General features: G+C 62.3%; 9 protein-coding genes and 1 tRNA gene. 7 read left to right on the top strand and 3 right to left on the bottom strand.

The window, feature by feature from the left end:
* Positions 1-87: 87 nt before the first annotated feature.
* From lon to M1R55_RS09565, 4 genes are all read left to right on the top strand, one after another.
* Positions 88-2,553, top strand: coding sequence for an endopeptidase La (gene lon, locus M1R55_RS09580; RefSeq protein ID WP_249391573.1), 2,466 nt, complete (start codon positions 88-90; stop codon positions 2,551-2,553).
* Positions 2,554-2,615: 62 nt separating this feature from the next.
* Entirely contained in the window at positions 2,616-3,569 is a 954-nt protein-coding gene (locus tag M1R55_RS09575; protein WP_249391572.1) for a hypothetical protein, read from the top strand.
* 65 nt (positions 3,570-3,634) lie between these two features.
* On the top strand, positions 3,635-4,162 hold the full coding sequence (locus M1R55_RS09570) for a YqgE/AlgH family protein (protein ID WP_249391571.1): 528 nt from the start codon (positions 3,635-3,637) through the stop codon (positions 4,160-4,162).
* Between the two features lie 158 nt (positions 4,163-4,320).
* A tRNA-Asn gene (locus M1R55_RS09565) sits at positions 4,321-4,395 on the top strand.
* Positions 4,396-4,671: 276 nt separating this feature from the next.
* Here the strand turns inward: M1R55_RS09565 and M1R55_RS09560 are convergent.
* Both M1R55_RS09560 and nagA read right to left on the bottom strand, forming a co-directional pair.
* Positions 4,672-5,706, bottom strand: a complete 1,035-nt coding sequence (locus M1R55_RS09560; RefSeq protein WP_249391570.1) for an SIS domain-containing protein — start codon at positions 5,704-5,706, stop codon at positions 4,672-4,674.
* A complete protein-coding gene (nagA, locus tag M1R55_RS09555; protein WP_249391569.1) occupies positions 5,703-6,875 on the bottom strand; it encodes an N-acetylglucosamine-6-phosphate deacetylase in 1,173 nt (390 codons plus the stop codon). Before nagA ends, M1R55_RS09560 begins: the two co-directional genes overlap by 4 nt.
* Before the next feature lie 208 nt (positions 6,876-7,083).
* Between nagA and M1R55_RS09550 the strand changes: the two genes are divergently transcribed.
* Positions 7,084-8,268, top strand: a complete 1,185-nt coding sequence (locus M1R55_RS09550) for an aminotransferase class I/II-fold pyridoxal phosphate-dependent enzyme (RefSeq protein WP_249391568.1) — start codon at positions 7,084-7,086, stop codon at positions 8,266-8,268.
* 75 nt (positions 8,269-8,343) lie between these two features.
* Here the strand turns inward: M1R55_RS09550 and acs are convergent, their stop codons facing one another.
* Complete coding sequence (acs, locus tag M1R55_RS09545; RefSeq protein WP_249391567.1) at positions 8,344-10,281, bottom strand: acetate--CoA ligase; 1,938 nt, start codon at positions 10,279-10,281, stop codon at positions 8,344-8,346.
* Between the two features lie 195 nt (positions 10,282-10,476).
* Here acs and moaA point away from each other — a divergent pair, with 195 nt between their 5' ends.
* Together moaA and M1R55_RS09535 are read left to right on the top strand one after the other, a co-directional pair.
* Complete coding sequence (gene moaA, locus M1R55_RS09540) at positions 10,477-11,505, top strand: GTP 3',8-cyclase MoaA (protein WP_249391566.1); 1,029 nt, start codon at positions 10,477-10,479, stop codon at positions 11,503-11,505.
* A 169-nt stretch (positions 11,506-11,674) separates the two neighbouring features.
* Positions 11,675-12,367, top strand: a complete 693-nt coding sequence (locus M1R55_RS09535) for a GntR family transcriptional regulator (RefSeq protein WP_249391565.1) — start codon at positions 11,675-11,677, stop codon at positions 12,365-12,367.
* Positions 12,368-12,409 lie beyond the last annotated feature (42 nt).

Raw genomic sequence — 12,409 nt, 5'->3', positions numbered from 1 at the left:
GGACGCCAAACCCCCAGTTCAATGCACACTTCTCAATGCAGAGCCGCCCCCTAGGACGCGCCCTGTTGCTGGTCAAAAGGAGCAATCATGACCACCGACATCCTCCAACTGCCCGCCAATGTTCCCGTCTGCCCCGTGCGTGGCAGCGTTATTTACCCGACGATGGTGCAGCACATCGATGCCAGCCGTTCCCTCTCGATCAACGCGATTGAGGCAGCCATGGCAGGCGAAAAAGTCATCCTGATCGTGTCTCAGCGCGATAAAGATGTGGATGATCCTCAGGGCGCTGACCTGTACGACGTGGGCACGGCCTGCAACGTGCTGCGTGTTCGCAAGAATCCCGACGGCACCGTGCAAATGCTGGTGTCGGCAGTGGCCCGCGCCCGCGCCAAGAACTACACCCGCGACGAGTACCTCCGCGCCGATATAGAACTGATGCCCGAAGTGGCCGCCGATCCGGTGGAATTTCAGGCGTTGGCCCGTGAGCTGCGCGAAAAGTTTGACATTATCGCCGCCAACGGCAAGGTCAGCGCGGAGAGCGTGCAGACCATTCAGGGCAAAGAGGAAGCGGGCGAGATGGCCGACCACATCGCCTTCAACCTTGATTTTAAGCTGGAAGACAAGCAGGCACTGCTGGAAGCCGCCAGCCCGGTGGCCCGTATTCGTAAGCTGCTGACGCTGCTGGACACCGAGCAGGAAGTGCAGGCCGTGCAGGCCCGGATTCGCGCACAGGTGAAAGAAGAGATCGACAAGAACCAGCGCGAATACTACCTGCGCGAGCAGATGAAGGTCATTCAGAAGGAGCTTCAGGGCGGTGAGGACGGCGAAGAGGGCGACGAGGCCGACGCCTTCCGCACCAAGATCGAGGCGCTGGAACTGAAGCCCGACGTGAAGAAGGAAATTGACCGCGAAGTGAACCGCCTGGCCCGGATGCACCCTGACGCCGCCGAAGCCAGCGTGATTCGCACCTACCTGACCTGGGTCACGGAACTGCCCTGGAACACCCGCAGCGAAGACCGTCTGGACGTACCCGAAGCCGCCCAGATTCTGGACGACGACCACTACGGGCTGGAAAAGGTGAAAGACCGCGTGCTGGAGTTCCTGGCCGTGCGTCGTCTGCGGAAAGAGCGTGCCGAGCGCGGAGAACTGAGCGCCGAGGACGTGAACAAGGGGCCGATTCTGGTCTTCACCGGGCCTCCCGGCGTGGGTAAAACCTCTATCGCGCAGAGCATCGCCAAGGCGCTGGGCCGCAAGTACGTGCGGATTGCCCTGGGCGGCGCACGCGACGAGTCCGACATTCGGGGCCACCGCCGTACCTACATCGGCGCGATGCCCGGACGCCTGATTCAGGGCATCCGCACGGCAGGCACCAAGAATCCCGTGATCCTGCTGGACGAAGTGGACAAGTTGGGAACGAGCTATCAGGGCGACCCCTCCAGCGCCCTGCTGGAAGTCCTCGACCCCAGCCAGAACCAGCACTTTACCGACCACTACCTGGGTGTGGCCTTCGACCTGAGCGAAGTGATGTTCATTGCCACCGCCAACTACCCCGAACAAATTCCCGCCGCCCTGATGGACCGCATGGAAGTCATCGACTTTTCCAGCTACATCGAGCAGGAGAAGCTGGAAATCGCCAAGCGCTACCTGATGCCCCGCCAGCTGACCCAGAACGGCCTGAAGGCCAATCAGATCAGCTTTACCGACGCGGCCCTGGAGCGTCTGATCAGCCACTACACCCGTGAAGCGGGCGTGCGCAACCTGGAGCGCGAAATTGGTACGGTGGCCCGCAAGGTGGCCCGCCGGGTGGCCACAGGCGAAGTCAAGCGCGTGAAAGTGACCGACAAGGAACTGGATCGTTACCTCGGTCAGGCCCGCCACACGCCCGAAACTGAGAACCGCGAAGACATGGTGGGGGTCAGCACCGGCATGTTTTACACCCCGGTGGGCGGCGACATCCTGTTCGTGGAAACCAGCGTGATGCCCGGCAAGGGTCTGGTACTCACGGGGCAACTCGGCGACGTGATGAAGGAGTCGGCCCGCGCCGCCCTGACCTACGCCAAAACCAACAGCGAGCGCTTCCACATCGACAAGTCGCGCATCGATGACAGCGAAATTCATGTGCACGTGCCCGCCGGAGCCATTCCCAAAGAAGGCCCCAGCGCGGGCGGGGCAATGGCCACCAGCCTGATCAGCGCCCTGACCGGCATTCCCGCCCGGCACGATGTCGCTATGACCGGCGAGATGACCCTCACTGGCCGTTATCTGCCCATCGGCGGCCTGAAAGAGAAGGTGCTGGGCGCACGCCGCGCCGGAATCAAGCACATCATCATGCCCAAAGCCAACGAACCCGACCTGCGCGACATTCCTCTGCACCTCCGCAGCAGCATGCGCTTTCACCCCTGCGAAACCGTAGACGAAGTGCTGGACGTGGCCCTGGTGGGCGGTCTGAAGGCACTGGAACGCGGCGCAGGCCTGAGCAATATAGGCAGCAACGCAACCCCCGAAACGCCCAAGCGCAAAACGGGCCGCCGGGGTGCGGGAGCCAGCGCCTAAATCTGTTCCCACTCCTCAAATACACCCTGGTCTTCATCCGACAGGGTGTATTTTTGTGGTGTATGGACATTTTACAGCACAGGTGGTCAGTCAAGTTTCTCTTCTGGGGTGTTGTTCTGAGTATCGGCTCGGTTGAGGCCAGTTGGTGTGCCCCGGATCCCTTTGAAGTAGGTTTCCCAGTCGCAGTGGGCTTCCCGCAAGAGACCTATCGTGGGAAACCCATCCGCGTGAACTGGACTGCTTCAGACCCTTCCCAAGGCAAAGCAGTTACACAATGGGAGCGCACAGATTTTTTTGCCAACAACAATATCTATAAGACGATTTGGTATAAAGATTTAAGTAAAACCACATACTTCTATCTTTACAAGGAAAATAAACCTGTCGGCGGATTCTGGAAGCAGACGAAGCTTCCTATTATGGAGCTCTTTGAAGAGAAGAGTGCAAACCAATTCCTGCTCAGTCTCGAACAGCACGATTCCAAGAACACATCAACCTCACCTCTGTTGGCTGCCTATGATAAAGAAAAACGACCTAGCACTCTAACATCATTTATCTTATCTATCAGCAGTCTGGAGAAAATCTCGGTTCGTTATTCCTGTAACTATAATAACGGCGGCTCAATCACCGAAACCGAGGATATGATTATTAACGGTACGGTTATTCATAGCGACATAGCACAGATCACGCTTAACACATTAGGGTGGCCGTTGAAGAGAACGCTATTCGCTAAATCCCCACAGAATGCCGAAGCAACATTCCTGGAAGAAACTGTGTATACGTACAATGCACAGGGCGAATGGACTGGGGCGGTGAGCAAGGACGTCAGTGGGGCGACTCTGGGCACCAGCAAAGTCTTGGTGACCACGAAAGGCCAAACCAGTCAAATTCAGTCACAGACCGTAGGAAAAACACATCTGAGCAAATTTACCTACGACGCCTGGGGAAACTGGGTCACTGCGATTTACACCTCAGAAGGCCGAACCACGCTCAGCATTCAGCGAACCATTACCTACTGACTTTAAGCTTCCTTCCTCAATGGGGGTTCTAGTTTTGCTCCATCTCCCCCGTTATCCTGTAGCCGATGTCTGTTCCGCTCACGTTTTTGGTGGCCAGCCCGCACCTGCGCGGCGGCATCTTCGAGGGCGCGGTGATCTTGCTGCTAGAGCACGACACCAAAGGCGCAATGGGCCTGATCGTTAACGCGCCCATGTCTCAGTCAGTGTCGGATTTGTTGCCCGATATGCCGGAGCAAGCAGGCCCGGCGTGGCGCGGCGGCCCGGTAGACCGCACGCTGGGCTGGTGTCTGTACCGCACGCCGCTGAACCTGGACGGAGAAGTACGCCTGAGTGCCGACCTACTGGTGACCAGCAGCCTAGATGTGCTGCGGGCCGTGATCGAATCGGGCCAAGAGTACATGCTGGTACTGGGATACGCCGGATGGGACGGGGGCCAACTGACCGAAGAGGCCCGCGTGGGCATGTGGATCTGGGTAGAACAGGACACCCCCGACCTGATCTGGAAGGTCAATGCCGAAGACCGCTGGGCCGAAGCCTTGGCCCAATTAGGCGTAACGCCGGGAACCATCATGCCGGGTGGAGCGCAGGCCTAAGCCCATCGGCTGAGACCCGTTTTGGGGGTACTGTCCATTTGGGCTGGGCGGGGACTTGCGTGCTTCCGGGGGCCATGCTACTATCCCTCTCGCGCCCGAAAAAGGCGCAAGGCTCTGGCCTAAGCTGTGGACACCGTTCTACACGGAATCACAGATATTCGGCAGTAGCTCAGCGGTAGAGCGTCCGACTGTTAATCGGATGGTCGTAGGTTCGATCCCTACCTGCCGAGCCAATAAAAATTCCCCCGCCCAGTGCGGGGGTTTTTGCTGTTGGGCTACTCAATGAAAATGGACTCGAATCTTTACCGTGCCCAACCTGTGCCCAATGGATTCCGCAGCTCGAATGCTTGATGGACATGTGAACCTGAATCTAGTAGGTCGAGCGTTTGCGCTTTGCTTCCGACATTGACCGCCTTCTGCCCTTGTTATAGTTTCAACCGCAAACTCACAACAACCCGGCGTCAGCGGCAGCGTTATGTCCAGTCAGTACCAAAACTGCGGGACTCAATTCAGCGCGTTTTTGTGACCTTGCTCAGCAGCGGGGGCGCGTCTGGATTGAGGCCCCGGTGCAGGGCCAGATGCGCGCCGTACAGGTAAAAGGCCAGTCCACTCGCCACCGGATCGGTCAGGGCGTGCCCGGTCTGCGGCGTGGTCAGGGTGCTGCCCAGTGCCGGGCCGATGGTACGGAGGTCGGCTCCAGCAGCCAGCAGATCGGCGTAAGCGGCAGCCGTCGCCCCTTGGGCGGCGTCGGCGGAGGCAAAACCCAGCAGCGGCACACCCTCGGCCAGCAGGCGCTTGGGGCCGTGACTGAACTCGGCGGCAGAATAGGCTTCGGCGTGAATGCCCGACGTTTCTTTGAGCTTCAGCGCGGCTTCTTGAGCAATCCCAAAGTGAAGCCCCCGCGCCAGCACCAGCAAATTGTCGGCAAACCGGTAGCGCTCCGCCAATTCGCTGGCAGCAGGTTCCAATTCCAGCGTGCGCGTCAGGGCGGCGGGCAGAGCGTGCAGGGCGGTGTTGAGGGCATCACCTTCAGTCAGGGCCGCCAGCACGGGCAAAAAGGCGGTGAGGCTAGCCAAGTAGCTTTTGGTGGCGGCCACGGCGCGTTCCTCGCCGCATTTCAGGGGCAACACGAACTCGGCGGCCCCCGCCAGATCGCTGTCTTCCACGTTCACGAGGGCCACTGTCAGCGCCCCGCCTTCGCGTGCCATCCGCACGTTTTCCACCACATCCGGGCTGGCCCCACTCTGTGACACCGCAATGACCAACGCGCTGCGCAGATCCAGCCGCGTGCCGTAGAGGGTATGCACGCTGGGGCCAAGACTGGCCACAGGCAGCGCCAATTGCGTCTCCAGCGCGTATTTCAGGAAGGTGCAGGCATGATCGCTACTGCCCCGCGCCACCGTCACGGCATACGGCGGTCGGCGCTGGCGCAGGGCCTCGGCCAACCGTGCGGCGGCCTCGGCATTCTCGGCCAATTGGCGGGCAATGACGGCGGGCGCCTCACGGGCTTCTTGCAGCATCAGCGGGTTGAGTGGGTTGGTCATACGTTGGCCTCGGTAGGGTGGGCTTGAAGAGGAATAGATTGGCCGCCCACATACACAGCTTTTACATTCAGGTCGGTGTCCAGCACGGTCAGGTCGGCCCGCAGGCCCACGCGCAACTCGCCCCGGTCGGTCAGGCCCAGCGAGGCGGCGGGGGCGGCGCTCAGCATCCGGCTGACTTCGGCCAGTGAAATGCCCAGCCGCACCGCGTTTCTGAGGGCCACATCTAGCGTCAGCACACTTCCGGCAATCGTGCCGTCTGGCAGGGTGGCCTTGCCGTCTTTCACGGTCACGGGTTGGCCGCCCAGTTCGCTGTCGCCGTCGCCCAGTCCGGCAGCCCGCATTGCGTCGGTGATCAGCAGCACCCGGCCCGGTGCAGCGGCGCGGGCCAGCAGAAAACTGGTGGGATGCACATGAATGCCGTCCAGAATGACTTCCAGGAAGGAGTGTGGGTCGGCCAGCAGCGCCCCCACCGGGCCGGGTGTACGGCCTTCTATCCCGCCCATCGCGTTGTAGAGATGCGTGGCAGAGGTCGCCGCGCCCAACTCTTGCAGTGTGTGCAGGAAAGTGGACACGGTGTCGGCGTCAGCACGGGTGTGCCCGATGCCGATGCGGACGCCCCGGCTTGCCAGAGTGCGGGCCAATTCCAGTGCTCCGGGCAGTTCGGGGGCCAGCGTGACGGCGCGGATCACGTCCAGATCCAGCAGTTCGGCAGTCAGAGCAGGCTGAGGCAAGATGGCGTGCGGCGGTTGCGCCCCCAGCCGCCCTGGACTGATAAACGGGCCTTCCAGATGCGCCCCAATGATGTCCGCGCCACCCACGACGCCCCCCGAATCCATCACCTCGCGCACGCCGCGCAGAGCGGCCAACACTTCGGGCCAGCGGTGGGTGATGGTGGTGGGGAGCAATGTGGTCGTGCCGTGCTGGGCGTGCAGGCGGGCCAGTTGCCGCACTCCGGCGGGGCCGTCCATCGTGTCGCCGCCCGCGCCGCCGTGAACATGGGTATCTATGAATCCGGGCAAGATCAGCAGGTCAGCAGGGGCGTTTTCGGTGATCAGGCCTGAAATCTGCGGGCCGAAGCTCAGCGCACCGGGCCGAAATATGCCGTCTGCGTGCAGAATGTGGCCGCGTAAGGTGTGACCGTGTAAGTTTTGCAGTGAGCGGGCAATCATGGGCGCTCCTTGGGCGGGATGTCTGGCGGGGAACAGCAGAAGCTTTGGCCCCAGCGTACTGCCTGAAAATAATTTCTGTCAATGTGGGCAGAGTCTGTAAATTATTTTCATATGTAGAGGCGGGCCCGGCTGCATGGGCGCGAGCACAGCGGTTGTGCTGTCTTAACTCCTTCGGCGCTCTTCCCACCAAATGCTCTAGGCTGCGTCCATGTGGGCTTCTCAGCGGGCACAGGGCGTGCCGACCAGCGTATTTTCCTTGATGGATGCGGCACTTGGGCGGGCGCGGGCGGCGGGCCTGAAGGTGATTGACCTGAGCATCGGCTCCAGCGACCTTGCCCCCCCGGTGCAGGCGCTGGATGCCCTGCGCGACGCCACATACGACCCCAGTTCCTACCGCTACCCCCTGTTTTCGGATACCCGCCCGCTGCGGGAAGCGGCGGCGGCGTACCTGGAACGGCGGTTTGGCGTTCTGCTGGCTGCTGAGCGGGAAGTGTTGCCCCTGATCGGCGCACAGGAAGGGCTGGCACATCTGCTGCTGGCCGTCACTGATCCCGGCGACATATTGCTGCTGCCTGATCCCTGCTACCCGCCGTATCTGGGCGCGGCGGCGGTGGCCGGATTAGATGTGATTCCGCTGCCGCTGAGGCCAGAGCGCGGTTTTTTACCCGATCTGGCGAGTTTGCCCGCCGACCTGTGCCCCCGTGTGCTGCTGCTGAATTACCCCAATAATCCGACTTCAGCGGTGGCCGACGCAGCCTTTTTTGCCCACGCTGCCGCCTGGTGCCGGGCGCGGGGCACGCTGCTGATCCACGATCACCCCTACGCCGAACTGACCTTTGGCGACTACCACGCGCCGAGTGCGCTGGAAGCGGGCATAGAAGGAATCGTAGAGTTGCATTCGCTGAGCAAAACGCACCATATGGGCGGGTTCCGGGTGGGCTTCGCGGCGGGCGACGCCGGGGCCATTGCCGCGCTGGGCCGCGTGAAAGGTGCGGTGGATTTCCACCCCTATCTGGGCATTCAGCGGGCCGCAACGGTGGCGCTGGGCCTGCCCGATCATCTGGGCCGCGAGGGAGCCAGAGTGTTCCAGCAACGCCGTGACGCGCTGCTGCCTGCCCTGCGTGATTTGGGCTGGACGGTGCAGACGCCGCAGGCAAGCATGTACCTGTGGGCGCGGGTACCCGGCCTCACCGACAGCGTGGCCTACGCCGTGCGCGTGGCCGAGACGACTGGAGTGGCTCTCAGTCCGGGCCGGGCCTTTGGACAGGGTGGAGAGGGCTTTGTGCGTTTTGCGCTGGTGCAGCCTCCGGCAGTGCTGGTGGAGGCTGCCCGGCGGTTGGGCGAAGTTACGCTGACAGCCCCGGCCCCGGTGATCGACCACGTTCCCTCTTGAAGGGAAGCAATCAGCACGAGGGGTGGAGGCCAGTTCAACGTGGGTATGGACTGGCCTCCGCCCCAATGACGTGCCTTACACCACCGCCGTCGCCGCCAGCCGTTCCAGTACGCTGGGGTCTTCCAACGTACTCGTATCGCCCTCTATCTTGCGGCCCGCTGCAATTTGCCGCAAAAACCGCCGCATGATCTTGCCGCTGCGGGTTTTAGGCAGGGCGTCGGCAATGTAGATGGCGTCGGGGCGGGCCAGTGCGCCGATCTGAGACACCACGTAGGCTCGCAGGGCCACCGGGTCTACCGTCTGGCCCGCCTGGGGCAGCACGAAGGCCACCACGCACTCGCCCTTCAGGTCGTCGGGTTTGCCCACCACGGCGGCCTCGGCCACGCTGGGATGGGCCACCAGTGCGCTTTCTATTTCCATGGTGCCCAGGCGGTGGCCTGATACGCTCAGCACGTCGTCCACGCGGCCCATCACGGTGATGTACCCATCGGCGTCTTTGCGTGCGCCGTCTCCGGCAAAGTACACGTGCGGAATCTCGCCCCAGTAGGCTTTGCGGTAGCGTTCGTCGTCGCCGTACACGGTGCGGAGCATGGAGGGCCAGGGCCTCCGGATCACCAGCAGGCCGCCCTCATCGGGGCCAAGCTCCTCGCCTTCGCGGTTCACGATAGCCGCCTCTACGCCGTACATGGGCAGGCCCGCCGTGCCGGGTTTGGCCGGATGCGCCCCCGGCAGCGTGGTCAGCATGATCGCCCCCGTTTCGGTTTGCCACCACGTATCGATGACCGGGCAGCGGTCGCCCCCGATCACGCGGCGGTACCACATCCACGCTTCGGGGTTAATCGGCTCGCCCACCGACCCCAGTAAGCGCAGGCTGCTGAGGTCATAGGCCGCCGGAATGGCGTCGCCCTGCCGCATAAAGGCACGTATGGCGGTTGGAGCGGTGTACAGAATGGTGACGCCGTGTTTCTGGATGATCTGCCAGAAGCGCCCCCAATCGGGATGGTTGGGTGCGCCCTCGTACATCAGCACGGTGGCTCCGTTCAGCAGCGGGCCGTAGACGGTATAGCTGTGGCCCGTGACCCAGCCGATGTCGGCGGTACACCAGAACACGTCGTCGGGTTTAAGATCAAACACCGTTTTGGTGGTCAGGTAGGTGCCCACCATGTAGCCGCCTGTGGTGTGCAGCACGCCTTTGGGCTTGCCCGTACTACCGGACGTATACAGCACAAACAGGGGGTGCTCGGCGTCCAATGCGGCAGCTTCGTGTTCGGCGGCGGCGGCGGCCAAGGCTTCGTGCCACCACAGGTCGCGGCCTGCCTGCATCTCCACGGGCGTTCCGGCGCGGCGCACCACCAGCACATGCTCCAGCGTGGGCGTGCGGGCGGCGGCCTCGTCGGCGTTGGCCTTCAGGTTCACGGGTTGGCCGCGCCTATAACCTGCGTCGGCAGTAATCAGCAGCTTGCTCTGGGCATCGTTGATCCGGTCTGACAACGCGCCCACGCTGAAGCCCCCGAACACCACCGAATGCACCGCGCCAATTCGGGCGCAGGCCAGCATGGCAATCGCCGCTTCGGGAATCAGGGGCAGATACAGCGTCACGCGGTCTCCGGCTACCACGCCCAACGCGGTCAGGGCATTGGCGGCCCGCTTCACCTCGGCCAACAGTTCGCTGTAGGTGAGGGTTCGTACCTCGCCGTCCTCGCCTTCCCAGATCAGCGCCCGCTTGCCACCTAATCCCTGCGCCACATGGCGGTCTAGGGCATTGAAGGCGATATTGGTCTGACCGCCCACAAACCACTGCGCGTGCGGCTCCTGCCAGTCCAGCACCTGCTCCCAGGGCTTCATCCACGCCAGCTCGCCCGCCACTTCGCCCCAAAAGCCGTCCGGGTCTTGCAGGCTGCGTTCATAGCGGGTCTGGTATTCGGCGGCAGTCAGGCTGGCGGTAGCGGCAAACTCGGCGCTGGGAGCGAACACGCGGGTTTCATGTAGCACATTGTCAATTTGGTCGGTCATGGGCAGGGGTTCTCCACGGGGAATAGGAACGGAACGGCTGGGGCCAAATAAACTGGGGCCGGGTAAATTTTGATTGGCCGGAGTCTAACGCCCACAGCCGGCCACACGGCAAACTCAGAGGGTCAAACAGAGCCGCAGCCCGAATTGCCGCCTGCCTCCCGCTGCCCTGGCTCTGGGGCGCGTATGTTGGGGGCAATGAGCCTGCCTCCGCCGCCATTTTCTTCCCTGACCGATGCTTTCGGGCGGCCTCTGCGCGACCTGCGAATCAGCGTGACTGACCGCTGCAACCTGCGCTGCACGTACTGCATGCCCGCCGAAATCTTCGGGCCGGACTACGCGTTTTTGCCGCGTACCGAACTGCTGACCTTCGAGGAAATAGAGCGGCTGGCGGCGGCGTTTGTGGCCCTGGGCGTAGAAAAACTGCGGTTGACGGGTGGCGAACCCCTGCTGAGGCGCGACTTGCCAGATCTGGTCGCCCGCCTGACCCGCCTGGAGGGCGTGCAGGACATTGCCCTGACCACCAATGGCCTGCTGTTGCCCCGGCTGGCGGCTCCCCTGAAGGCGGCAGGGTTGCAGCGCGTCACCGTGAGCATAGATAGCCTCGACCCCGATATTTTTGGGCGCATGAACGGGCTGGGCACCCACCCAGACCGCGTGCTGGACGGCATAGAGGCAGCCCTACAAGCCGGACTGGGCGTCAAGGTGAATACGGTGGTGCAGCGCGGCGTGAACGATGCGGGCCTGCGCGACCTGTGGCTGGCCCTGCGGGGCAAAGCGGTGGTGCGCTTCATCGAATTTATGGATGTGGGCAACCACAACGGCTGGAATATGGACGCCGTCGTCCCTTCCTGCGAGGTATTGGCCCGCCTGAGCGAAGACGGGCTGGGCAGCGAATTTGTACCCGCTCAGGCCAACTACCGGGGCGAGGTGGCGGCGCGGCACCGGGGCGCACAGGGACATGAGGTCGGCCTGATCTCATCGGTCACGGCCCCCTTCTGCGGCGATTGCTCGCGGGCGCGGCTGTCGGCAGTGGGCATCCTGTATACCTGCCTGTTTGCTGGAAGCGGAACAGACCTCCGTGCGCCGCTGCGAACTGGGGCATCAGGTGACGACTTGCGGACGCAAATCGCAAATGTCTGGCAAATCAGACGCGACCGCTACAGTGAGGAGCGTGGAGAAGTGACGCAGCGCCGGAAAGTTGAGATGTCGCATATTGGTGGCTAGACTCGGCCTAGGCGTGAAAAATCTAACGTTCATATATCCTGAACTTGCCTCTTATTTTTGTTACCATACCAGTCACAAGTCAGACAACCTTGTGTACTCCTGACACAAACTCTAAGATAGGCGACCAGAGGCTCAGCAGGAACGCTAAGTTTGAGCCTGAAGGGGATGCATGGCGAAGTACCCGCTCATCAAAAGCACACTGAAAGACCGGCTCCTTGGGGGCCACTACCCAGAAGGGCTACCGCTCCCCAGCGAACCGCAACTTGCCCGCGAATTTGAAGTGTCGCGGATGACCGCCCGCCGCGCTATAGACGAGCTTGAACGCGAAGGATACGTCTACCGCGTGCAGGGCGCAGGCACCTTCCCCACCGGAAAACGATTCCGGCAAGGCATGTTCCGCATTCGTCCCTTCAAGGAGTGGGCACGGCATCCCGACCACCGCACCACGGTTCTCCGGGCCATGCAGATCGAGGCCACGCCCGAAATCGCCATCGTGCTGCAAATCCAGCCGGGCGACCCGGTGATTTTTGTTCACCGCCTCCGTACAGCGGGCGATGAGGCCCTGGTCATCGAGAAGCGCTATATCAACGCTGCCATCGTGCCTAAGCTGCTCGATCACAACCTCAGCGCCGAAAGCATCCACGAAACGATGGTCAGCATGGGCATCCCGCTGGCCCGCGTCGAGCAGAATCTGGAAGCCGTAAATCTTCGACAGGAAGAAGCCGACCTGCTCCGGGTGTCGCTGGGCACGGCGGCCTTCCTGCTGCGCCGCACCACCTACAGCGGCCCCAAGCGCGTGTCTTATGTCAATTACTGGGTACGCGGCGACCGCTACGCCTTTCAGGACAGCTTCGAGCCGTAAACGCTGGCGAGCAGGAAGTGCTTGTGGGAGCTTTGGCATAGG

Source organism: Deinococcus sp. QL22 (assembly GCF_023370075.1).
Classification (GTDB): domain Bacteria; phylum Deinococcota; class Deinococci; order Deinococcales; family Deinococcaceae; genus Deinococcus.
This window is presented reverse-complemented; position numbering and strand designations above follow the sequence as displayed.